This window comes from Lentzea sp. NPDC005914, from assembly GCF_040629405.1.
Classification (GTDB): domain Bacteria; phylum Actinomycetota; class Actinomycetes; order Mycobacteriales; family Pseudonocardiaceae; genus Lentzea.
This window is the reverse complement of sequence record NZ_JBEXVQ010000003.1, coordinates 420067-442497: the sequence shown is the minus strand read 5'-3', so window position 1 is coordinate 442497 and position 22431 is coordinate 420067. Positions and strand designations below refer to the sequence as shown.

Here is a 22431-nt window from a genome sequence, read left to right as displayed (position 1 = left end):
AGCGTAGGTTCGCGGGTTTCCCCGGCGACAGGGGACGTTTTCCCTTTCGTGCCAGGAACTACCGCCCCAGGCCGGCGTCACGGGCCAGGACGATGGCCTGGGCGCGGTCGGCCACGCCGAGCTTCGCGAAGATCGCCGAGACCCGGTTGCTGATGGTCTTGGACGCCAGCGCGAACTCGCGCGCGATGGCGACGTTCGACCGGCCCGCGGCGATCCGGTCGAGCACCTCCCGCTCCTTGCCGGTGAGCTGCGGGAACGGGTACGCCGACTGTTCCGGCGCGGGATGCATGAGTGCCCCGAAACGTGCGGCGATCGTTTTACCGATGAGGAACTCACCGGCCGCGACGGCCTGGATCCCGCGCACGATCTGGTCCGGGTCCGCGTTCTTCAACAAATAGCCGCGCGCGCCCGCACGAATCGCCGCGAGCACGGCCGCGTCACAATCCAGCGCGCTGAAGACCAAGATGCCCGTTTCGGGGCATGCGCGCGCTATTTGTTCCACTAATCGGCAGTTTCCCGTTCCTACGGTGTCCACGTCGATGACGAGTACATCGGGTCGGCAGCGCGCGGTCTCGGCCACTACCTCCGAAGAAGTAGAAGCTTCACCTATTACCGAGACGCCATCTACTCGTTCGATCACCGAACGCACTCCGTGCCTGATGGCGGGCTGTGTGTCGGCGAGCACCACGGTGACGGTCGCGGGTCTGTGCAGGACCGCGATGTCGTTCCCGCGGCGCAGCGATGGTAGTGGCGCGTGTTCTACCTGGGTCATCGGTCTTCCCCCGAAATAGCTGTCGGTGTCATTCCCTAGCGGTCACCTGATCTCCCCCAAAGAGCGGCACCGGCCGTAGGGTATATCGCCTCATCGGGGGAAGTCGCGATCTCAAAAAGGCGGTTTTCACTCGTTCGGCCCAACATGCTGCCGGTCGCCCATGACGACCGGAGCAGCGCCTTGACTGCGTTCGCCGCATTCGTTCGGCGAAGTGGCCCAATGACACGCCGCAACGGGTGACAGCCCGTGAGCACGTCCATGATCACTCTGGGTGAAGGGCCGTGGAGTTCCTGCCCTATAAGGGAATCGGCTTTTGCCCATCCTGCCGGGAACAGTTCCCCTATCTGCGGGGAAGAGCCGCTACCTAGCCTCTGAACGCCACTCGGGGACGAACAGAGGGGGACGTGTGACTGTCCAAGACGTCGGCGTACTGGCGATCGGAGCGGGCCCGGCGAACCTCGCCCTCGCGGTCGCGATCGAGGAGTCCGGTGCGCCGGAACTGGCGGGCGACACGCTCGTGCTGGAGCAGCACGGGGACGTCAAGTGGCAGCGCGGCACGCTCATGCCGTGGGCGCGCAGCCAGGTGTCGTTCCTCAAGGACCTCGTGACCCTGCGCAACCCGACCAGCCGGTTCTCGTTCCTGAGCTTCCTGTACGACCAGGGCAGGCTCGACGAGTTCGTGAACCTCGGCACCTTCCACCCGTACCGCTGGGAGATGTCCGACTACCTGCAGTGGGTCGCGTCCTCTTTGGAACGTGTCTCGGTGCGCTACAACGCCTGCGCCCAGCGGATCGAGCCCAACCACGAGAACGGCGTGATCACCGGCTGGACCGTGACGCTCGCCAACGGCGACGTGATCCGGTGCCGTGACCTGGTCGTCGGCGGTGGCCGCGATCCGCACGTGCCCGCGATGTTCGCCGGCCTGCCCGCGGGGAAGGTCGTGCACAGCTCGCAGTACCTCCACCGCATCGGTGACGTGCCGAAGGACCGGCCACTGCACGCCGTCGTGGTCGGCGGTGCCCAGAGCGCCGCCGAGATCTTCTACGCGCTGCACAACGACCTGCCCGACAGCCAGGTCACGATGGTGGTGCGGTCGATCGGCCTGCAGAACTACCAGACCAGCAAGTTCATCAACGAGGCGTTCTTCCCGTCCTATGTGGACGAGTTCTACGACACGCCGCCCGAGGTGCGCGAGCAGATCCTCGGCGAGATGCGGTTCGCGAACTACGCGGGCCTCGCGCCGCCGTTCCTCGACGAGCTCTACACGATGCTGTACCAGCAGAAGATGCTGGGACCGCAGCGTTCCAGCGTCCGGTCGATGACCGAGGTCGCCGGCGCGCGGCTCGACGGCGACGAGATCGTGCTCGACCTGCACGACCGCAGGACCGGCAAGGTCGACCCGGTGCGCTGCGACCTCGTGGTGCTCGGCACCGGCTACGACCAGCGGATGCCCGCGATGGCACGGGATCTGGCCGCACAGCTCGACCTGGACGACATCGCCGTCAGCCGCCAGTACCGCGTCGACATCGGCGACGCCGCGTGGGGCGCGCTGTACCTGCAGGGCGTCAACGAGAAGACGCACGGCATGTCCGACTCGCTGATCAGCGTGCTCGCACACCGTTCGCAGGACATCGTCAACGACCTGCTCGCCCGCCGCACCGCCGAACTGAGGACCGCGTGATGAGCAAGCTCCTGGTGATCGCACCCGGCCCGACGGCGAACGGCGACCTGCACCTGGGCCACCTCGCCGGGCCGTTCCTCGCCGCCGACATCTGCGCGCGGTACGCCCGTGCCGCGGGGTGCGACGTGCTGTTCGGCACCGGCATCCACTCGACCCAGAACTACATCGTCACCACCGCGCGCCGCCTCGGGGTGAAGCCCGAGGACCTGCGCGAGAGGTCGGCGAGCCAGGTCGAGGCGTCGCTCGCGGCGATGGACATCGAGCCGGACGGGTTCGTGCGGTTCGACGAGCGGTACGTCAAGACGGTCGTCACGTTCTTCGACCGCCTGCACAGCAACGGAAAACTGCGGCTGCGCGCGGTGAAGTTCCCGTACTCGCCGCGCACCGGGGAGTACCTCACCGACGCGTACGTGCGCGGCGGCTGCCCGGTGTGCCTGACCGACGGTTGCGCCGGGCTGTGCGAGGGCTGCGGCAACTGGATCGCCTCCGGTGAGCTGGTCGACCCGAAGTCCACATTGGACCCGTCGGACCCGGTCGAGCTGCGCGAGGAGAAGGTGCTCGTGCTGCCGGTCGAGGAGTACCGGGCGGGGCTGGAGGAGTTCTTCGCGCGGCACGCTCCGACGTTGCGGCCTCGTCTTGCCCGGATGATCGAGGAGATGCTGGCGCGGCCGTTGCCGGACTACCCGGTCACGCTGCCCATCTCCTGGGGCATCCCCGCGCCGTTCCCCGAGGTCGCCGGCCAGGTGTTCTACTCGGACACCGAGACGATCACCTGGAGCATCCACGCGTCCGCTTTGGCCGCCCAGGCTCGCGGCGAGGTGCTGGAGAGCGACGACCAGCTGTGGTTCGGCGACACCGAGGTCGTGTACTTCTTCGGCTCCGACGCGGGCTTCGCGTTCGCCGTCGCCGGTGTCGCGATGCTGCTCGCCCTCGAGGAGTACGTGCTGCCGGAGCAGTTCGTCACCAACGAGTTCTACGAGCTGGAGAACGACAAGTTCTCCACCAGCCGCGGTCACCTCGTCACCGGTCAGCAGCTGCTGGACGAGGGCGTCCCGCGCGACCTCATCCGGTTCTACCTCGCCGCGACCAGCCCGGAGTTCCAGCGCACGAACTTCACCCGCGCCGCGATGGCGGAGGTGACGTCGTCGCGCCTGGTCGCGCCGTGGAACCGGATCGCGGCGAAGGTCAACGCGCTGGAGCAGACGCCGCTGCCGGTCTCGGAACGGTCCCGCGTCGCCGCCCGGCTGATGGCCGAACGCTTTGCCGGTGCCTACGACGTGCGGCGGTTCAGCGTCACGGCGGCGGCGTTCACGCTCACCGAGCAGCTCGCCCGCCTGGACTCCTTCCCGCTCACGGCTGAGAACGCGGGCGACTTCTGCCACGAGGTCGACGTGTTCCTGCGCTGTGCCGCGCCGATCCTGACCGACCTCGCGGCGAAGGCGTTGCAGGACACCACCATCCCGGCGGCGTTCGACACGCGCGAGTTCACGCCGCGACGACTGCCCGAACTGCCCGAGTGATGGCCAGGGTCGTCATCGTGGGGGCGGGCGTCACGGGTCTCGTGACGGCCGTCGAGTGCGCGCTCGCCGGGCACCGGGTGACGGTGCTCGACCGCGGCAGCATCCCCAGTCCGGTGTCCACGTCGTTCGACCAGCACCGCGCGCTCCGGACGTTCGTCCCGGACGACGTGGACGCCACCCTCGGCCGTGTCGCCGCGCAACGACGGTGGCTCGAGCTGGAGTCGTTGCTGGAGACCAGGTTCTATCGCCGCGTCGGCATCGTCACGGCCTGGCCGCGCGCCGAGGCCGCGGTGATGGCCGGGCAGGCGGCGGCGTGCGGGCTGCCCGTCGAGATGACGGAACCGGAGAAGCTGCCGCACCTGGTGTTCGCCGAGGACTCGGTCGGTGTGCTGGAGACCGACGCCGGGGTGCTGCTCGCGGCACGTGTGCTGGCCGCGGCCGTGCGCTGGCTGATCGAGCACCCGCTGGTGTCGTTGCGGCCCAACAGCCGGGTCACCGCTGTCGACACCGGGCGCGTCGAGGTCGAGGGCGGCGGCACGGTCCGCGCGGACCTGGTGCTGGTCGCCGAAGGTCCCTGGACCGCCGAGCTGGTGCGGGTTCCAGTTCGCCTGCACCGCCAGACGATGGTGTACCTGAGGCCGCCAGAGCAGCTCATGCGGTGGTGGGAGAACGCGCCGGGTGCCGGACGCCTCGGCCGTGACGGCCGGGCCTGGTTGTTGCCGCCTGGTGACGGCACCCTGCTGAAGATCAGTTCGGACGCGGTCTGCCGCGAGGTGGCGTCCGTCGACGGCGACGAGCTCGACAACAGGTGGGTCGACCGCCTGCTCGCGGCCTCCATCGTGTCCGATGTGGACAGATACACCGTGGTCGCGGTGAAGCACTGCCACTACGCCACCGACGCCGTCACGGGCGGCGCGCAGCTCACCGAGGTGGCCCCGGCCGTCTGGGCACGCGCGGCCTGCGGCGGTAGCGGGTTCGGTTCGGCGCCACTGGTCGCCGGACGCATCGTCGATGCCCTTGACGCCTTAGAGGAGGCAGCCTGATGTCCCAGAACGGTGGGGTCTTCGCCACGTTGCGAGCGACCCCCACACCCGTCCGCTACCTCCTCGGCGGCGTGCTGATCAACCAACTCGGCGCATTCGTCCAGACGTTCATCCTGCTGTACCTGACCTTCCGCGGTGACTCGGTCGGCATCGCCGGCCTGTGTCTCGCCGCGTACAGCGTCGGGTCGATCTTCGGCACGCTGGCCGGCGGCGAGCTCACGCACCGGATCGGGCCGCGCACGACGATCACCATGGCCATGCTGGCGTCCGCGCCGCTGGTCGCGTCGATCCCGTTCGTCACCAAGATGCCGGTGGTGCTGTTCCTGGTCGTGGGCCTCGCGGGCCTGGTGACGCAGGCGTACCGGCCGGCCGCCGCGGTGCTGCTCAGCGACCTGATGCCGGAAGAGCACCAGGTGATGGGCTTCTCGATGATGCGCATCGCGCTGAACACCGGCGCCGCGCTGGCCCCGCTCATCGCCGCCGGGCTGATCCTCGTCGACTGGGACCTGCTCTTCTTCCTCGACGGTGCTACCGCGCTGCTCTACGGGTTGCTGGCGTACGCGCTGCTTCCCCGCGTCGTCGCGCCGGAGGAACACGAAGAGAAGAAGCCCACCGTTGACTCGCGCACCGCGTACTCGACGATGGCGCGCGACCCGAAGTACCTCGCCTACCTCGCCGCGGTGTTCCTCGGCACGATCGCGTACGCCCAGTCCACCACGGCGCTCCCGCTGGAGATCGTCGCGGACAAGTACCCGACGAGTCTGTACAGCGCGGTCCTCACGATCTCGTCGCTCGTGCTCATCACGTGTGAACTGAAGATCACCACGTACATCGTCAAGATCCCGGCGCACGTCGCCGTGCTGGCCGGGCACGTGGTGAACTCGCTCGGCTTCGCCCTCTACGCCCTCGCCGTGCACTCCGGGACGTTCGTGATCCTCGGCGCGGTTTTCGCGGTGAGCGGCCTGATGATCGCCGGACCGACCATGTTCGCGCACCCGGCGAAGTTCCCGGCGGCGTACAAGTCCCGCTACATGGGCACGATGCAGGCGGTCATCGGGCTCGCCTCCGCAATCGGCCCGCTGTTCGGCGTGTTCACGTTCACCTCGCTGGGCGGCGCCTTCTGGATCGTCATCGCGCTGGTCAACGGCATCGCCGGGCTCCTCGCGGTGTACGGCGTGCGTGCGGAACGCGAGCCCGTTGCCGAGCCAGAGACCGTGGGCGGTGTGGCGTGAAGCCCGTCATCGTCGTCGGCTTCGTCGGCGTCACGATCGGCCTGGTCGCCGAGTTCCAGCCGGACGACTCGGTGATCTACGTCGAGGAACCGGACGTGATCCGCAAGCGGCACGTGCGCGACCAGATCGAGGGCGTCGGGTTCGTGCGCGGCCTGGTCGAGTGGGAGTACCTCACGCCTGGCAAGGCGGACGAGTTCTTCCACGCGCACCGCGACCTCGACCCCTCGGCGGTCATCCCGGCGATCGAGTACGCGACCCCGTTCGCCGCCCGTCTCGCCGAACGCTACGGCCTGCCCGGTGCGACCTTCGGGGCGGCGCAGATCATGCGGGACAAGGCGTTGCTGCGTCAGGTCACCGCCGCCGCAGGCATCCGCAATCCGGTCAGCGTTCAGGTCACGAGCCCGGCGGCCGTCCTGGAGTTCATGCGGGGCCACAAGGCGATCGTGCTCAAGCCTTCGAACCGCCAGGCGGCCGTGGGTACACAGGTGATCGACGACCCCGACGACATCGAGCAGGCGTGGGCGCACTGCACGGCCCAGGACGAGGGCATCTTCGTCCCGGACCGGCCGATGGAGCTCTCGATGCTCGCCGAGGAGTTCGTCGAGGGCGAGGAGTTCAGCGTCGAGATGCTGGTCCGCGCCGGGAAGCCGTTGTGGGCCAACACCACCGGCAAACAGCTCGTGCCAGGACCGTTGCCTGTCGAACTCGCGCACATCGTGCCCGCCGACATCCCGTCAGAGCTGGACGAGCTGCTCAAGCAGGAGACCGCGCGGGTGATCGGCGCGGCCGGGTTCCGCGACGGCATCGTGCACTGCGAGTGGATCGTCGCGGACGGCGTGCCACACCTGGTCGAGTGCGCAGGAAGGCTGGCAGGGGACGGCATCCTGGACGTCGTCCAGCTCGCCTACCCGGTCGAGCTGCTGCGGTGCTACTACGCCGTGCTCAAGGGCGAGGACCCGCCGAGCGACCTGCCCGCACGCGCGAAATCCGGTGCGGCGGTGCGGTTTCTGACGATCGAGCCCGGTGTCGTCGAGAGTGTCACCGGTGTGGACGAGGCACGGCAGCTCGACGGCGTGCACCTCCTGCAGGTGACGGTCGCGCCGGGGGAGAGGTTCGACGGGCTCAGGAGCTCCTGGGACCGCGCTGGCATCGTCATGACCACGGGCGACACGTCCGCAGAAGCATTGCGCCGTGCGGAAAAGGCCGTGGCGGCCGTCCACATCGAAGTCCGGTAATTCCCGGCCGGTCGGGAACGGTTCCTCTTCTTGTCGGGGAACTTCGTTGTCTAGCTTCATTTCTGGCTGCGAAACCATCGAGGGGGCACTGTGACTGACCGAGAAGTCGGGGTTCTGGCGATCGGGGCGGGGCCGGCGAACCTGGCGCTCGCCGTCGCGATCGAGGAGTCCGAAACGGACCTCGCCGAGAACACCCTTCTGCTGGAGCAGAGCCCGGACGTCAAGTGGCAGCGCAACCTGCTCATGCCGTGGGCGCGCAGCCAGGTCTCGTTCCTCAAGGACCTGGTGACGTTGCGCAACCCGCGCAGCCGCTTCTCGTTCCTCAGCTTCCTGCACTCCCAGGGCCGGCTCGACGAGTTCTGCAACCTCGGCACCTTCAGCCCGTTCCGCTGGGAGCTGTCGGACTACCTGCAGTGGGCGGCGAAGGAACTGGAGCGGGTGCAGATCCGCTACGACTCCCGCGCCCAGAGCATCGAGCCGACGCGCTCGGCCGACGGGTCGATCACCGGCTGGGAAGTGTCCCTCGTGGACGGTGACCGGATCCGGTGCCGCGACCTCGTCGTCGGCGGTGGCCGCGACGCGCGCATCCCAGACGTGTTCAGCGAGCTGCCGGCCGAACGCATCGTGCACAGCGCCCAGTACCGCACCAGGATCGCGCAGATCCCGAAGGACAAGCCGCTGCGCGCGGTGGTCGTGGGCGGGGCGCAGAGCGCGGCGGAGATGTTCTACGCGCTGCACCAGAACCTGCCCGAGAGCCAGGTGACGATGGTCGTCCGGTCGATCGGGCTGCAGAACTACCAGCACAGCAAGTTCGTGAACGAGCTGTTCTACCCGTCGTTCGTCGACGAGTTCTACGACAGCCCGCCCGAGGTGCGCAAGCAGATCCTCGACGAGATGCGGCTCACGAACTACTCCGGCCTCGCACCGGAGTTCCTCGACAACCTCTACATGATGCTCTACCAGCAGAAGACGCTCGGGCCGCAGCGCTCGTGGGTGCGGCCGATGACCGAGGTCGTCGCCGCCCGCGTGGAGAACGACGAGGTGGTCCTCGACCTGCGCGACCGCATGAGCGGCAAGGTCGAGCCGCTGCACTGCGACCTCGTGCTGCTGGGCACCGGCTACGACCCGCGCATGCCGTGGCTCGTCCGCGACCTGGCCGAACGCGCCGGCATCGACGAGATCAACGTCAGCCGCTCCTACCGCGTCGACCTCGGCGAGTCCGCCTGGGGCGCCATGTACCTGCAGGGCGTGAACGAGGAGACGCACGGCATCGCCGACTCGCTGATCAGCGTCATCGCCCACCGCTCGCAGGACATCCTCACCGACCTGCTCACCCGCCGTTCCGGAGTGAAGGCATGAACCCAGCGATTCTCGTCATCGGCAGCGGACTCAAGGTCTACCGCGAGTACCTCGTCGCACCGATCGCCCGGCGCGCGAAGGCCGCGGGCATCGACCTGGTGCTGATCAACAACCTCAAGCCGACCTGGCAGCGCGAGTACTTCGACGAGATCATCGTCGCCAACGTCTTCGACTCCGACGTGATGGGCGAGGCTGCCCGCGAGGTCGTCGCCCGCCGCAACGTCGTCGGCCTGATGTGCTGGGACGAACCGCTGGTCCTCGACGCGGGCCTGCTCGCCGCCGAGTTCGGCGTCCCGGGCCTGTCCGCGGCGGGCGTGCGCGGCTGCCGCGACAAGGAACGCACCCGCGCGGTGCTCACCGCCGCCGGCCTGCACCAGCCCGGTTTCGAGCTCACGACGACCGTCGAGCAGGCCCGTGCCGCCGCGGACCGGATCGGCTACCCGGTCGTGATCAAGCCCCGTGCGATGGGCGCGAGCATCGGCGTCGTCTTCGCCACCAACGAGTTCGAGCTCGACCAGGCGTTCCACGTCGCTCTGGCGGCCAGCGAGGTCGATCCGGGACCGTACCGGGCGAGCGCGATCGTCGAACGGTACGCGCCGGGTCCCGAGATCAGCGTCGACGGCGCGGTCTACAAGGGCGAGTACCTGCCGATGTTCCTGGCGCGCAAGCACTCCAGCGACCACCCGTACTTCGAGGAGATCGGGCACGTCGTCGACGCGAAGGACCCGTTGCTCGACGACCAGGACCTCATGCGGCACCTGGCCAGGGCGCACGAGGCGTTGGGCATCGAGAACGGCATCACGCACGCCGAGGTGCGGCTGACCGACCGCGGCCCGCTGATCATCGAGATCAACGGCAGGCTCGGCGGCGACCTCATCCCGTTCCTCGGCCGCGTCGCCACCGGCATCGAACCCGGCGAGGTGCTGTTCGACGTCACGACGGGGCAGCGCCCGGACATCACGCCGACGCACCGCCGCGTCGCGGGGATCCGCTTCGGCATCCCGGAGCAGGACTGCCTGCTGAAGTCGATCACGCTGCCCGCCGAGGCACCCGGCCTTGTCGCGACCTCGCCGATGTGCGAGCCCGGCACGACGTTGCGGCTGCCTCCCGGTGGCTACCTGGCACGGCACTCGTTCGTCGTCTGCGAGGCCGACGACACGCAGACGTGCGACGAGCGGCTGGCGAACGCCGCCGCACTGGTGGAGCTCGAGACCGAACCGGTCGGGCCACCGGACCCCGACGGCCCCTTCGCGATGCCCGCGGGACTTCTGGACGTGGACGAATGACGAGTGTGAGGAACGAGAACATGACCACGGTGTCCGACGAGCCCCGCACGGCGACCGAGATCATCGCCCGCGCCAAGGCTTTGGCGCCGGTGCTGCGCGAACGGTCCGCCGAGATCGAGGCAGCCGGACAGCTCCCCGCGGACGTCGTGGAACTGTTGCGCGCCACCGGTGTGCACCGCATGTGCTTCCGCCGTGAGTGGGGAGGCCCTGAGCTCACCTCGATGGAGCAGACGCAGGTCGCCGAGGCGCTCGCGTACGGCGACGCGTCTGCCGCGTGGTGCGGCATCATCGGCGCGAACACCGGTCTGCTGGCCAACTTCCTCGAACCGGACGTCGTCCGCGAGGTCTACCCGCGGCTGGACACGGTCACCGCCGGCGTGCTGGCCCCTGCCGGGCGCGCCGACAAGGTGCCCGGCGGGTTCCGGCTCAGCGGCCAGTGGTCGTTCGGCAGCACCATCCACCACGCCGAGTGGGTGATGTCCGGTGCGTTCGTCTTCGAGAACGGTGAACCGTACGCGAGCCCGGACGGCAGCAACCCGCACGAGTCGCGCCAGTTCCTCGTGCCGCAGAGCAAGGTCGAGATCCTCGACAACTGGGACACCACGGGCCTGCGTGGCAGCGGCAGCTCGGACTACCGGATCACGGACGTGTTCGTGCCGGACGAGCACACGCTGACGTTCGACAACCCGCGCTGCGAGCCGCATCCGCTGGCGCAGCCCGAGTCGTTCATGCGCAGCCTTTGCGGAGTTCCGCTCGGCGTCGCGCGTGCCGCTCTGGACTACGCCCGTGAGTGCGTGTTGCAGCGCGTCGACCGGATGACCGGCACGGACTGGGCGGACATCTGGCGCGTGCAGGTGACGCTGGCCGAGTGCGAGGCCGACTTCAACGCGACCCGTCACGGCGTCTACTCCGCGATGACGCGGCAGTGGGAGGTCCTGTCGGCCGGCGGCACGCTGGACGACCTCACGATGAACGAGCGCGCCGCGTCGCCGATCGCGTGGTTGCACGCGTTCCGCACGTCGCGTTCGATCGTGAACCGCCTGTACGACCTGCTGCAGACGTGGTCGATCCACAAGTCCTCGCCGATGGACCGCTGGATGCGCGACACCGCGACCATGTGCCAGAACCTCTCCGCGCAGGACGCGATTCTCGAGTCCGTCGGCGCGTACCTGCTCGGCCGCAGGCCCAAGTTCCGCATCTGCCTCGGCATCGTGAAGTAGGGGGAAGCTCAGATGACCATGACGAGGGCGCTCGACGCCCAGATGAAGGTGGCGCAGACCGCGGCGGAGCTGATCGAGCGGGCGAAGGCGCTGGCGCCGATGTTGCGCGAACGGTCGGCGGAGATCGAGCAGCTGCGCAACCTGCCGCAGGACATCGTGGACACGTTGCGCGACAACGGTGTGTTCCGCATGTGCTTCGGAAAGCACTGGGGTGGCCTGGAACTGACCTCGATGGAACAGCTCGAGGTCGTCGAGGCACTGTCCTACGGGGACGCCTCGGTCGGCTGGTGCTCGATGATCGGGTCGAACACCGGCATCTACGCCGAGTTCATCGACCCGGTCGTGGCCAAGGAGATGTTCCCGAACCCGGACCAGATCGTCGCCGGCCTGCTGCAACCGTCCGGCCGCGCCGAGAAGGTGCCCGGAGGCTACCGGCTGACCGGGCGGTGGCCGTTCGGCAGCGGCATCGACCACGCCGACTGGGTGATCTCCGGCGGGTTCGTCTACCAGGACGGCCAGAAGTACGCGAGCCCCGACGGCAGCAACCCGCACGAGTCGCGCCAGTTCCTCCTGCCGCGCCACGAGGTCGAGCTGATCGACAACTGGGACACCACGGGTCTGCGCGGCAGTGGCAGCTGCGACTACACGGTCAAAGACGTGTTCGTGCCGGAGGAACACTCGTTCAGCTTCGACAACGTCCGCGGCCGCCGCGGTCCGCTCGCCCAGCCCGACGCGTTCACGCGCACGATGTGCGGTGTCTCGCTCGGCGTCGCGCGTGCCGCTCTGGACTACGCCCGTGAGTGCGTGTTGCAGCGCGTCGACCGGATGACCGGCACGGACTGGGCGGACATCTGGCGCGTGCAGGTGACGCTCGCCGAGTGCGAGGCGGACTTCAACGCGACCCGCGCGGGCGTCTACGGCGCGCTGGAACGGCAGTGGGAGGTGCTGGCCGCCGGTGGCGTGCTGGACGACCTCGACCCGATCGACCGCGCCGCCTGCCCGCTGTCGTGGGTGCACGCGTTCCGCATGTCGCGCTCGATCGTGAACCGCCTGTTCGACCTGCTGCAGACGTGGTCGATCCACAAGTCCTCACCGATGGACCGCTGGATGCGCGACACCGCCACGATCTGCCAGCACCTCGCCGCCCAGGACCGGATCCTCCAGTCCGCCGGCGCGTACCTGCTCAACGCCAAGCCCGAGTTCGGCATCGCCCTCGGCATCGTCTAGTTGCACCGACCAGCGGGGGAAGAACCGATGAGCAGAGGCCTGGTAACACTCGTCAACCCGAACAAGGTGCATCCGCCGATCGCGCCGTACGCGCTCGACGTGCTCACCACGTCGCTGGAGAGCGCCGGGTTCGAGGTCGAGGTGGTGGACCTGACGTTCCACCGCGACGACTGGAAGACGTTCCTGACGGAGTACTTCACCACGCGCGAACCGATGCTGGTCGGCATCACGGTGCGCAACACCGACACCGTCTATGCGTTCGAGCAGCGCCCTTTTGTGGGTGAGCACAAGGAGATCATCACCGAGATCACCCGCCTGACCGACGCGCCGCTGGTCGCGGGCGGCATCGGCTTCTCCACGATGCCGTTCGCGCTCGTCGACTACTTCGGTGTCGACTACGGCGTGAAGGGGCCGGGCGAGGTGATCGTCGTCGACCTCGCCGACGCCATCGCAACCGGCCGCGACACGTCCACTGTGGACGGACTGATCCGCAACACGACGAACGGGATCGTGCGGACCTCCAGTGTTCTCACGCCTGTTCTGCACGTCGGGCCGACCGTGGTCAAGACGTGGCAGGTCGACGGTGCCGGGGTGTACATCAGAAGATCCGGCGACAAGTACAAGGTGGACAACGGCGAGTACTACCGGCGTGGTGGTCTCGCGGGCATCCTGACCAAGTCCGGCTGCGTCTACCGGTGCGCGCACTGCGTCGAGCCCGACGCCAAGGGCGGTGCCATCGCACGCCGTGACGTCGCCGCCGTTGTCGACGAGATGCAGTCCCTTGCCGCGCAGGGAATTCTCGACCAGCACACCACCGACAGCGAGTTCAACCTGTCGATCTCGCACGCCAAGAACGTGTTGCGCGAGATCGTACGACGCAAGCACGCCAGTGCCGCCAACCCGTTGAACAACCTGCGGCTGTGGGTGTACTGCCAGCCCTCGCCGTTCGACGAGGAGTTCGCGGACCTCCTGGCCGCGGCGGGGTGCCAGGGCGTGAACGTCGGCAGCGACCACATCCGCCAGGACGTGCTCGCGAACTGGAAGGTCACCGGCAAGGGCACGACGTACTACACGTTCGAGGACACCGAACGACTCGTGCGGCTGTGCCGGGAGCGCGGCATCAAGACCATGGTCGAGGCGCTGTTCGCCATGCCCGGCGAGACCTGGGAGACCATGCGGGACTGCGTGCAGGCGTTCATGGCGCTGGAGGCGACGGTGACCGCGTTCTCCTTGGGGCTGCGGCTCTTCCCGCATCACCCGCTCGGCATCTCGATCGCCGAGCAGTGCGCCGGCGTCCGCACGATCCCGGGCCTGCAGTCGAACACCGCGACCGGCCCGATCATCCTCAAACCGTTGTCGATGTGCTCCGGCCTGGTCGAGTACGAGAAGCAGTTCATGTGGGACGACCGCGGCGAGTTCCGGCTCGTCTGCTACTTCTCGCCGGACCTGCTCGAGGACACGGGCACGAACACCGACCCGAACGGCCGTTGGTCGCGCACGGTGGAGTACCTCTGGTCGCTCGTGGACCCGGCTGACTACCACCGCGTGATGCTGCCGACGCTCGCGGGCATGAGCGAGTCGGAGAACAACTACGCCGACAACCCGTTCCTCATCGGCCTGACCGGCCTCGGCTACAAGGGCGCGTTCTGGTCGCACTGGCGGGAACGCGAGGAGATTCTGCGCGAGGCCCAGCTGGCGGGAGTCGAGGCGTGACGTTCGACGGCCTCGCGGCCCAGGTGGGCGGACGGGTGCTGCTGCCGGGTGACGACGCCTTCACCTCGAGCAGCAAGCCGTTCAACGAACGCTACGCCTCCACGATCCCGGCGGCGGTGCTGTCCGCCGCCGGTGCGGACGACGTCGTCACGGCGATCACGTGGGCGCGGGAGAACGATGTGCCACTCGTGGCGCGCGGCGGCGGCCACAGCTACGCCGGAACGTCCGTCTGCACCGGGCTGGTCCTGGACCTGCGCGGACTCGACGAAGTGCGGGTCGATCCGTCCACCGCGCTGGTCACGGTCGGCGGCGGAACGCGGATGCGCGCGCTGTACGAGGCGTTGCGGCCGCACGACATCGCGTTCCCGCTGGGCAACTCCGACGAGGTCGGGGTGGCCGGCCTGACCCTGGGCGGGGGAGTGGCGGCGGTGTCGCGGGCGTTCGGCCTGACGTGCGACTCGCTCGTCAGCACCGACGTCGTGCTCGCCGACGGCAGCACGGTGACGTGTTCGGCCTCCGAGAACCCGGACCTGTTCTGGGCGTGCCGGGGCGGTGGTGGCGGCAACTTCGGCGTCAACACGTCGTTCACGTTTCAGGCGCGCCCGGTCGTGGACAGCGCGACCTGTCTGCTGCTGTGGGAGTGGGAGCAGGCGGTCGACGTGATGCTGCTGGTGCAGGAGATCCAGCGGACCGCGCCGGACGCGCTGTCGTTGCGCATCGGCCTGGCCAGCGGCGGGATGGTGTCCGTGATCGGCTGGCACCTCGGTTCGGCGGACGAGCTGCGCGCGTTGCTCGGCCCCGTGCTGGCTCGCACCCGGCCGTTCCGCTGTGACATCGAGGACCGGACGTACTGGGAAGCCGTGGAGTACGTCCACCACGAGACGGCCGGTGGCGCGTTCGCGGGCCGCACCCGCACGACGTCCGTTCCGCTGCCCGAAGAAGGAGTGCGGACGCTCGTCACGGCCGTCGACAAGTGGCCCGGCAGTGGCAACCCGGACGGCGGTGGCGCGGCACTGTTCGGCTGGGGTGGCGCGATCAACGCGTTGAGCGCGACCGAGACGGCGTTCCCGCACCGCGACGCGTTGTTCCTGGTGTCACTGGACACCTCGTGGCTGTCGTCGGACAGCCCGCAGGTCGTGCGCGACAACCTGGAGTGGCTCACAGCGTTGCACGAGGACATCGGCGAGCACACGGACAACGCGTCCTACCTGAACTTCACCGATCCGGACCTGCCGGACTGGCGTCAGGCCTACCACGGCCCGAACCTCACCCGGCTGGCGGAGGTGAAGCGCCGGTACGATCCTGATCGCTTCTTCGACTTCCCTCAGGCGATCTGAGGTCGTCCAGCTCCTGCAAGGCGGTCTCGAGACGTACGCGGCGCCTGCGCTCGGCACGCCCGGCGATCCACAGGCACAGAACGCCGAGCGGCAGCTCGACGAACAGCGCTTGAGCCCAGGCGAGCGGCCGGTCACGGCGCGCGCTCGACATCGTGTCGAACCAGGCGTCGACGAACAACAGCGCGCCCGTCACCGCCGCGGGCAGCTGCACGTGGTCGCGCCGCCGCATGGCCAGCCAGCCCGTGACGACCAGCATCGTCGCGAGGGCGATGTCGAACACGACCCAGGAGAGCGTGTACTGGCGCAGCGAGGTCGTCAGGAAGGCGCCGCAGCGGATTTTGGTGTCCGGGCAGCGGGTGGGCACGTTCAGGAAGTCGGTGAACAGCACTCCCGCCCAGACGAGGGTGATCACGCCGGCGGCCAGGTAGAACGGGCCCGCCCAGCGCGGCAGCTCGATCGCACGCTTCTTCTTGCCGAACACGCGGCCAGCCTAGTGAAATCGCCACCGGGCCGCCGCGCAACCGCGCTACTAGGCTGGCGACCGTGCACCGGGAGGTGAGCGTCAGCGAAGTCGCGGCCCGGCCGACCGCGGTGGTCGCCGCGACGACGACCTGGGCCGAGTTCCCGCGGCTGTGGCAGCCCGCGCTGGACGAGGTGTGGGCCTGTCTGCGGGCGGGCGGCATCACCCGCGGCTGCCGCAACATCATGCTGTACCGCGACGACGTGCCCAACGTGGAGATCGGCGTGGAGCTGACGGTGCCGTGCCCGCTGACCGGCAGGGTGGTGGCGTCACAGCTCCCGGCCGCCCGCGTGGCCACCACCGTCCACATCGGATCGTACGCGGAGCTCGATGCGGCGCACCGGGCCGTGCTGGCCTGGTGCGCCGCGAAGGGCCTGCGGACCACAGGAACCCGTTGGGAGATCTACGGGCCTCACGATCCGGCCGAGTCGTGGACCGAGATCTGCTACGAGCTGGCGTAGACCTCGAACTCGTAGATCCGCGCGGCGGTGTTGCCGTTGTTGGTCGGCGTGGTGACGTTCAGCCGGACGTACCGCGCCTGCCGTTGCGTGATCGGGTGGTAGGAACGACTCGACCGCACCGAGGACACGTCCACGACCGTGGTCCAGTTCGTCCCGTCGACCGACGTCTGAACCGTGTAGGCACCGGTGTTCAGGCCGGTGCTCTCTCCTCCGAGCCCGGCGTGCTTCAGGACGAACGATCCGACGTTCTGCGCCGAACCGAGGTCGACCTGGAGGAACTTCGTGCCGGCCGCGAGCGAGCACCACTTGCCGGACAGGCTGCCGTCGAACGCCTTCGCCGCGGCCTCGGCCGCGTTGCAGGGTGCCGACGCCGTGGCGGGCTTGCCCAGCGCGAGGTTCGTGCCGAGCGCGGGGGCGGCCGGCGGGGGAGTGAACCCGTCGTTGTACGACGGCGGCACGTCCGCCGCGTTCGTACCCCAGGCGCTGGGCGACGATCCCATGGTGAAGTTCAGCGTCGCGCTGCCGGAGATGTCCCCGTAACGCAGCCAGCTCCGCGTCGTGGAGACCCCGTTGCGGTTGAAGCCCTGCACGTACTGGGCAGTCGGCCCGGCGCCGGAAGCGTTGATCTGCACGGTGCCGCCGGGCCGGGTGATCGTGACGGACGGGAACAGCGGTCCGTGCAACGCGAGCACGTCCGAGCCCGGCGTGGGCGGATACAGGCCCATCGCGGACCAGACGTACCACGCGGAGGTGGCGCCGAGGTCGTCGTTGCCGGGCAGCCCACCGGCGGCCGTCGTGAACGACTCGGTCATCACCCGCCGCACCGCAGCGCTCGTGCCCTGCGGGTAGGCGGCGTAGTGGTAGGCCCACGGCACGCCGTGCTCCGGCTCGTTGCCGATGTAGAAGTACGGCAGGCTCAGTCCGCCGTTGAGCTGCGTGAAGTGGTGGTCGAGGCGCTGGACCGCCGTCTTCGGGCCGCCCATCAGGTTGATCAGGCTGCCGAAGTTGTACGGCACCATCCACGTGTACTGCGACGCGTTGCCCTCGGTGTAGCCGCTCGGGCTCGCCGGGCTGACCGGCCACGCCCACGAGCCGTCGGCGTTGCGCTTCTGCACGTAGCCGGACTCCGGGTTGTACACGTTGGCCCACCACTGGGCACGCGTCATGTAGGTGTTGTACTTCGCCGTGTCACCAACGGCTTTGGCGAACTGGGCGATGGCGAAGTCGGACGACGAGTACTCCAGCGAGTCCGACGGGTCCTCGGTGACGTAGTGCCGGCTGAGGTACCCGGCCTGGCGGCCGCGGATCGTCTGGCCCTGCGTGGTGCCGCCGTTGGAGCTCTTGTCCATCAACGTCAGCGCGGCGGCCGTGTCGAACCCGCGCACGCCGAACGCGTACAGGCTGGACACGATGATCGGCCCGGGGTCTCCGGTCATCACGAAGTGCTCGTTGCTGTTGTGCGACCACTTCGGCAGCAGTCCGCCCTGCTGGCCGTCGAGGACCATGGACTTGGCTATGTCACTGGCTTCCGCGGGTGCGAGCAGGCCGATCAGCGAGGCCCACGAGCGGTAGATGTCCCAGCCCGAGTAGTTCTGGTACACGGTGTGGGACGCCGTGCGCACGGTCTGGTCGAAGCCGCGGTACTGGCCGTTCACGTCGCTGGCGATGTTGGGGTTCTGGAACACGTGGTACAGCGCCGTGTAGAACTTCTGCAGGTCCGCGGCGGATCCGCCCGTCGCCTGCACCCTGTTGAGCACGTCGTTCCACGCGGTGTCGGCCGCGGTCCGGACGCCGGGAAAGTCGAAGCCCGCGTTCTCGGCGGCGAGGTTCGCCTGCGCACCCGCGACGCTGACGTACGAGATGCCGACCTTCAGCTGCACCACGGGGTTCGCGGACGTGTCGAACGTGACGTAGCCGCCGGAGTTCACGCCGCTGGTGCTCGCGGACCCGGCGTTCACCGTGCCGCCGAGCCAGGTGCCGAACCCGGTCGGCGCGCGGTCGAACTGGATGGCGTAGAAGAGCTGGTAGGTCTTGGACGAGCCGCAGAAGCCACCGCCGGTGAACGTCCCGGTGAGCTGGCTGCCGTTGATCGCGATCGAGCCGGTGCGGTTGCCCGTGGCGCTGCGGCTGCTGTTGATCAGCACCCTGGCCGTGGGCGTGCTCGGGTAGGTCAGGCGCATGAACCCGGTGCGCTTGGTGGCGGAGAGCTCGACACCGGTGTTGTAGGTGTCGAGCCGGTTCTTGTAGTAGCCGGGCGAGGCCGACTCGCTGGCCTTCGTGTACCCGGCCGCGTAGCCGGTCCAGTTCGTGCCGGGAGAGGTCGCGAGGTTGCCGGTGACCGGCAGGATCCCGAGGTCCTCGTTGTTGGCACAGCCCGCGCCGTTGAAGTGGGTGAGGCTGAACTCCTGGATGCTGGTGTCGCTGTAGCGGTAGCCGGACGGCGAGGCGGTCGGCGTGTCCGGGCTGAACTGCACCATGCCGAACGGCACCACGGCGCCGGGATAGGTGCTGCCGCCCGCGCCGCCGGGGACGGGGTTGGGCGAGTTGCTGTTGTCGGTGCCGATGAACGGGTTCACGTGCTGGGTCAGGGCGAGCGGCGCCGCTGTGGCGGGCGTGGCGGTGACCACGCCCGCGGCCAGCAGGCCGATGAGGATCACGGGGAACGAGCGTCTGGCGTGTCGGTGCAGGGAGCCGAACATGACGATCCTTTCTCGGTTTGGACAACGTTGTCAGAGCGCAGGCGGGCACGGGATCGTGACACGCCGAACTTCGCAGGGGTAGCGCTTGGACCTGCGTTGTCAGCAGGCGGGGAAGAGCTTGCGGGTGCCGTCGGTGGCCAGGTGGTCGGTGAAGCGGCATCCGTAGCGCGGATCGTCCGTGCGCCGCACGTCGTCACCGGACGGCCGCTTGCCCCGATCGACCCACGCGGTCAGGTCCCGCCAGGCGGTCCCGACCTCGGTGGCGGAGAACTCGCAGTGGTCGATCGTGCGGATGGCGCGTTGCACCAGCAGGTGGGTGCGGCCGAACCGCGCGGCGTCGTCGCGGTAGTCCTGCTCCATCGCGAACGGCACGAACAGGTCGCCGATCCCGTGCAGCGACACGACGGGAGCGCTCGGCAGGCCCTGCACGGCGGGGATCTGGGTCAGGGCCCAGGTGTAGCGCGCTCCCGGGTTCGCGGGACGAACCCGTTGCACGGCGGCGTTCACGTCCACCGGTTCGTCGGGCCGGTACCGGGTGCCCGCGTTCGTGGCGATCTGCAGCGGGTTGGTCGCGAGGGTGTCACCCGGCGGTGTGGCGACGAGGTTGAACAGGAAGTTCTGCCAGTAGGCGTAGGCCGCCTCGGTGCCGGGCCGGGCGCCGCCGGACAGCGTCGCGACGATGGCGCGGAACTGGTCGTCGTGGCCTTTCAGCGCCTGCTGGATGCGCGGCACCACGACAGTGGCGTAGTCCTGCGGCAGCGGATAGGCGCGGATGCCGGTCAGCGCCTGCGCGACGAGGTGGTAGCTCAGCAGGTAGTCGAACATCTCGTGGTCGCCCACCACACCGCACATCGGCAACGCGCCCGCGTAGAACCCCGGGTACTGCTCCAGCGACCGGGCGATGACGTGCCCACCCATGGACACGCCGGCCAGGAAGACCTTCTTCGGCCGCTGCACCTTCTGCCCGAACAACGCAGCGAGCTCACGAGTCGTCGTCACGCCCGCACGGACGTCGTAGCTGTTGCCGTAGTAAGAAGACGCGGCCCAGGCGTAGCCCTCGTCCAACCACTGCTGCCGCAGCCCGTACGGCGGCGCGTCGACGGTGAGGACCTTGCCCTCGCCGCGGTAGCCGTGCGCCCACATCGCGAGCCGGCCGTTCCAGCGCGGCGGCACCTCGATGATGTAACCGGCGTGGCTGTGGACGCCCTGCAGGACCTTCGTGGGCTTGCCGCCGACCACGGCCGGGGTGAGGGGTGGGTTGACGATCGTGTAGCCGGGCAACGGCTTGTCGCCACCGGTCGCGACCGCGGGGTGCGCGGCGGCGAACACCAGGAGGAACGACAACGCGACGCTGAGCAGTCGTCTCATGGCTCCGGACGCTACTAGCGGTGCGCGTCTGGCGACAGAAATCTGTCCGGTGGCCAAACGGTAAGGTCGCGGGTCTCCTCTTGCCGAGGAGGCCCGCGACCTGATGGTGGGTGTCAGTTGGTGGCGGCGATGGGGGTGTTGTCGATCGGCAGCCAGTCGCTCCAGGCGTTGGTGTTGGCGGCGATGTAGGCGTGGGTGAGGTTGCCGTTGGTGTTGCGGGCGAAGGCTTCGGTGACGTTGCCGGTGTTCTTGTAGACCACCGACGGGGTGCCGGTGATGGTGCCGGTGCCGATGCCGGACCAGGCGGCCCAGTTGGACATGCCGTCGGCGAGGTAGGTGTGGGTGAGGTGGTTGGTGGTGTCGCGGGCGAACACCTCGGTCACGTTGCCCTGTGGCTTGTAGATCACCACCGGGTCGGACGCGAGTGAGGCGCCGGGCATGCCGAGCAGGTCGGACCAGCCGCCGGAGTTGTCGGCGATGTAGGTGTGCACCGGCGCGCCGGTGGCGTTGCGGGTGAAGACCTCGGTGACGTTGCCCAGCGGCTTGTAGACCGCAGCGGGAGTGCCGGTGATCGTGCCCGAGCCGATGCCGCTCCACGCCGACCAGTTCGACATGCCGTCGCCCAGGTAGGTGTGGACGAGGTGGTTGGCTGTGTCGCGGCCGAAGACCTCGGTCACGTTGCCCTGCGGCTTGTAGACGACCACCGGGTCGGACGCGAGGGCGGCGGCGGGCATGCCGAGCAGGTCGCTCCAGCCTTCGGAGTTGTCGGAGATGTAGGCGTGGACCGGCGCACCTGAGCTGGTGCGGGCGAACACCTCGGTCACGTTGCCCAGCGGCTTGTAGACGACGGCCGGGGTACCGGTGATGGTGCTGGTGCCGATCACCGACCACGGCGACCAGGTGGACATGCCGTCAGCGAAGTAGGTGTGCACGAGCCGGTTCGCCGTGTCCCGGGCGAAGACCTCGGTGACGTTGCCCGCGTTCTTGTGCACTGCCACCGGGTCGGACGCCAGCTGCACGTCACCGTGTGGCAACCACTGCGACCAGCCACTCATCCCGTCAGACAGATAGGTGTGGATCAGCTTGTTGTCCACACTGCGGGCGAACGCCTGCGTGGTGTTCCCGACCTCATGCCATGTCGTACGCCCGCCCGGGACGCCGACACCGGCGGTCGGCACGGGCACCGAGGAGTCGAAGCGGTACAGGTTGTAGGTCCGCATCTGGGTGAGGACCTTGTCGGCGTAGGACGGGTCGGTGGCGTAGTGCGGCGCCACCTTGCGGATGAACGCGTCCGGATCGTGGCGGTACGGCAGCGCGTCGGCGTACGTCGAGCTCGTCGTCAGCAGACGGCCGTAGTCGCGGAACGAGTCCTCCATGGACCTGTACACGCGGAAGTAGGCGTTCACGGTGTGGCACGGCGCCGGTACGCACTCGGTCGTCGGGTAGTTGTGGCAGCCGATCGCGATCGGGCCCGGCGACGACGCCGAGGTGCACTTGAAGCCGAAGTAGTTCTTGTCGTTGACCGACAGGCCGCTGCGTCCCCAGTTCGACTCCAGGGTCGCCTGGCCGACCGTCACCGACGCCGGGATGTCGTAGTCGGCACGCACGCGCTGCGCGGCCGGCCCGGCGGCGGCGAGGAAGTCGTCCCGGTAGTCGGCCTGCGCGGGAGTGGCGACGACGAGCAGCCCGAGCAGGGCGGCGATGCTCGCTCCGATGATCCTTCGAGTCATGCCGGTGAGTCTTGGAGCCGCTCCTTCA

17 protein-coding genes are annotated in these 22431 nt (G+C 68.7%); 12 read left to right on the top strand and 5 right to left on the bottom strand.

The genetic code is table 11. From position 1 onward, the window contains the following. Positions 1 to 58: 58 nt before the first annotated feature. Entirely contained in the window at positions 59 to 772 is a 714-nt protein-coding gene (locus tag ABZ345_RS06985; RefSeq protein WP_359843801.1) for a response regulator transcription factor, read from the bottom strand. Between the two features lie 406 nt (positions 773 to 1178). Here ABZ345_RS06985 and ABZ345_RS06980 point away from each other — a divergent pair, with 406 nt between their 5' ends. The 11 genes from ABZ345_RS06980 to ABZ345_RS06930 all read left to right on the top strand — a co-directional run bounded on the left by ABZ345_RS06980 (position 1179) and on the right by ABZ345_RS06930 (position 15625). Beyond that, positions 1179 to 2453, top strand: a complete 1275-nt coding sequence (locus tag ABZ345_RS06980; RefSeq protein WP_359843799.1) for a SidA/IucD/PvdA family monooxygenase — start codon at positions 1179 to 1181, stop codon at positions 2451 to 2453. Beyond that, positions 2453 to 3973 carry a class I tRNA ligase family protein gene (locus ABZ345_RS06975; RefSeq protein WP_359843797.1) on the top strand — a complete coding sequence of 507 codons (1521 nt, stop codon included), beginning with the start codon at positions 2453 to 2455 and terminating at the stop codon, positions 3971 to 3973. The genes ABZ345_RS06980 and ABZ345_RS06975 overlap by 1 nt, the downstream gene beginning before the upstream one ends. After that, on the top strand, positions 3973 to 5016 hold the full coding sequence (locus ABZ345_RS06970) for an FAD-binding oxidoreductase (RefSeq protein ID WP_359843795.1): 1044 nt from the start codon (positions 3973 to 3975) through the stop codon (positions 5014 to 5016). The genes ABZ345_RS06975 and ABZ345_RS06970 overlap by 1 nt, the downstream gene beginning before the upstream one ends. Beyond that, positions 5016 to 6248: an MFS transporter gene (locus tag ABZ345_RS06965; RefSeq protein WP_359843793.1), complete on the top strand. Its 1233-nt coding sequence runs from the start codon at positions 5016 to 5018 to the stop codon at positions 6246 to 6248. Before ABZ345_RS06970 ends, ABZ345_RS06965 begins: the two co-directional genes overlap by 1 nt. Further along, on the top strand, positions 6245 to 7483 hold the full coding sequence (locus tag ABZ345_RS06960) for an ATP-grasp domain-containing protein (protein WP_359843792.1): 1239 nt from the start codon (positions 6245 to 6247) through the stop codon (positions 7481 to 7483). Before ABZ345_RS06965 ends, ABZ345_RS06960 begins: the two co-directional genes overlap by 4 nt. A gap of 90 nt (positions 7484 to 7573) precedes the next feature. Continuing rightward, positions 7574 to 8842: a SidA/IucD/PvdA family monooxygenase gene (locus tag ABZ345_RS06955; protein WP_359843791.1), complete on the top strand. Its 1269-nt coding sequence runs from the start codon at positions 7574 to 7576 to the stop codon at positions 8840 to 8842. Beyond that, a complete protein-coding gene (locus ABZ345_RS06950; RefSeq protein ID WP_359843789.1) occupies positions 8839 to 10128 on the top strand; it encodes an ATP-grasp domain-containing protein in 1290 nt (429 codons plus the stop codon). Before ABZ345_RS06955 ends, ABZ345_RS06950 begins: the two co-directional genes overlap by 4 nt. Next, complete coding sequence (locus ABZ345_RS06945) at positions 10125 to 11348, top strand: acyl-CoA dehydrogenase family protein (protein ID WP_359843787.1); 1224 nt, start codon at positions 10125 to 10127, stop codon at positions 11346 to 11348. The genes ABZ345_RS06950 and ABZ345_RS06945 overlap by 4 nt, the downstream gene beginning before the upstream one ends. Positions 11349 to 11360: 12 nt before the next feature. Next, positions 11361 to 12575, top strand: a complete 1215-nt coding sequence (locus ABZ345_RS06940; RefSeq protein WP_359843785.1) for an acyl-CoA dehydrogenase family protein — start codon at positions 11361 to 11363, stop codon at positions 12573 to 12575. A 27-nt stretch (positions 12576 to 12602) separates the two neighbouring features. Then, complete coding sequence (gene tsrT / locus ABZ345_RS06935; protein ID WP_359843783.1) at positions 12603 to 14288, top strand: tryptophan 2-C-methyltransferase; 1686 nt, start codon at positions 12603 to 12605, stop codon at positions 14286 to 14288. After that, the gene (locus ABZ345_RS06930) at positions 14285 to 15625 is read left to right on the top strand and encodes an FAD-binding oxidoreductase (protein ID WP_359843781.1); all 1341 of its coding nucleotides are present in this window, start codon (positions 14285 to 14287) and stop codon (positions 15623 to 15625) included. The genes tsrT and ABZ345_RS06930 overlap by 4 nt, the downstream gene beginning before the upstream one ends. Here the strand turns inward: ABZ345_RS06930 and ABZ345_RS06925 are convergent. Next, positions 15555 to 16106: a hypothetical protein gene (locus ABZ345_RS06925; RefSeq protein WP_359843779.1), complete on the bottom strand. Its 552-nt coding sequence runs from the start codon at positions 16104 to 16106 to the stop codon at positions 15555 to 15557. The genes ABZ345_RS06930 and ABZ345_RS06925 overlap by 71 nt on opposite strands. A 62-nt stretch (positions 16107 to 16168) precedes the next feature. On the opposite strand from ABZ345_RS06925, the gene ABZ345_RS06920 reads away from it, so the two are divergent. After that, positions 16169 to 16606 carry a GyrI-like domain-containing protein gene (locus ABZ345_RS06920; protein WP_359843777.1) on the top strand — a complete coding sequence of 146 codons (438 nt, stop codon included), beginning with the start codon at positions 16169 to 16171 and terminating at the stop codon, positions 16604 to 16606. Here the strand turns inward: ABZ345_RS06920 and ABZ345_RS06915 are convergent. The 3 genes from ABZ345_RS06915 to ABZ345_RS06905 all read right to left on the bottom strand — a co-directional run bounded on the left by ABZ345_RS06915 (position 16591) and on the right by ABZ345_RS06905 (position 22403). Beyond that, positions 16591 to 19305 carry a GH92 family glycosyl hydrolase gene (locus ABZ345_RS06915; protein WP_359843775.1) on the bottom strand — a complete coding sequence of 905 codons (2715 nt, stop codon included), beginning with the start codon at positions 19303 to 19305 and terminating at the stop codon, positions 16591 to 16593. The genes ABZ345_RS06920 and ABZ345_RS06915 overlap by 16 nt on opposite strands. A gap of 99 nt (positions 19306 to 19404) precedes the next feature. Beyond that, the gene (locus ABZ345_RS06910) at positions 19405 to 20673 is read right to left on the bottom strand and encodes a hypothetical protein (RefSeq protein ID WP_359843773.1); all 1269 of its coding nucleotides are present in this window, start codon (positions 20671 to 20673) and stop codon (positions 19405 to 19407) included. 113 nt (positions 20674 to 20786) lie between these two features. Next, the gene (locus tag ABZ345_RS06905; RefSeq protein WP_359843771.1) at positions 20787 to 22403 is read right to left on the bottom strand and encodes a glucosaminidase domain-containing protein; all 1617 of its coding nucleotides are present in this window, start codon (positions 22401 to 22403) and stop codon (positions 20787 to 20789) included. Between the last annotated feature and the right edge of the window lie 28 nt (positions 22404 to 22431).

Bases quoted from the DNA above. Each gene is read 5' to 3' on its own strand.
- ABZ345_RS06945 (WP_359843787.1), top strand. From the start codon at position 10,125: ATGACGAGTGTGAGGAACGAGAACATGACCACGGTGTCCGACGAGCCC.
- tsrT (WP_359843783.1), top strand. From the start codon at position 12,603: ATGAGCAGAGGCCTGGTAACACTCGTCAACCCGAACAAGGTGCATCCG.
- ABZ345_RS06985 (WP_359843801.1), bottom strand. From the start codon at position 772: ATGACCCAGGTAGAACACGCGCCACTACCATCGCTGCGCCGCGGGAAC.
- ABZ345_RS06940 (WP_359843785.1), top strand. From the start codon at position 11,361: ATGACCATGACGAGGGCGCTCGACGCCCAGATGAAGGTGGCGCAGACC.
- ABZ345_RS06970 (WP_359843795.1), top strand. From the start codon at position 3,973: ATGGCCAGGGTCGTCATCGTGGGGGCGGGCGTCACGGGTCTCGTGACG.
- ABZ345_RS06905 (WP_359843771.1), bottom strand. From the start codon at position 22,403: ATGACTCGAAGGATCATCGGAGCGAGCATCGCCGCCCTGCTCGGGCTG.
- ABZ345_RS06915 (WP_359843775.1), bottom strand. From the start codon at position 19,305: ATGTTCGGCTCCCTGCACCGACACGCCAGACGCTCGTTCCCCGTGATC.
- ABZ345_RS06975 (WP_359843797.1), top strand. From the start codon at position 2,453: ATGAGCAAGCTCCTGGTGATCGCACCCGGCCCGACGGCGAACGGCGAC.
- ABZ345_RS06965 (WP_359843793.1), top strand. From the start codon at position 5,016: ATGTCCCAGAACGGTGGGGTCTTCGCCACGTTGCGAGCGACCCCCACA.
- ABZ345_RS06910 (WP_359843773.1), bottom strand. From the start codon at position 20,673: ATGAGACGACTGCTCAGCGTCGCGTTGTCGTTCCTCCTGGTGTTCGCC.
- ABZ345_RS06950 (WP_359843789.1), top strand. From the start codon at position 8,839: ATGAACCCAGCGATTCTCGTCATCGGCAGCGGACTCAAGGTCTACCGC.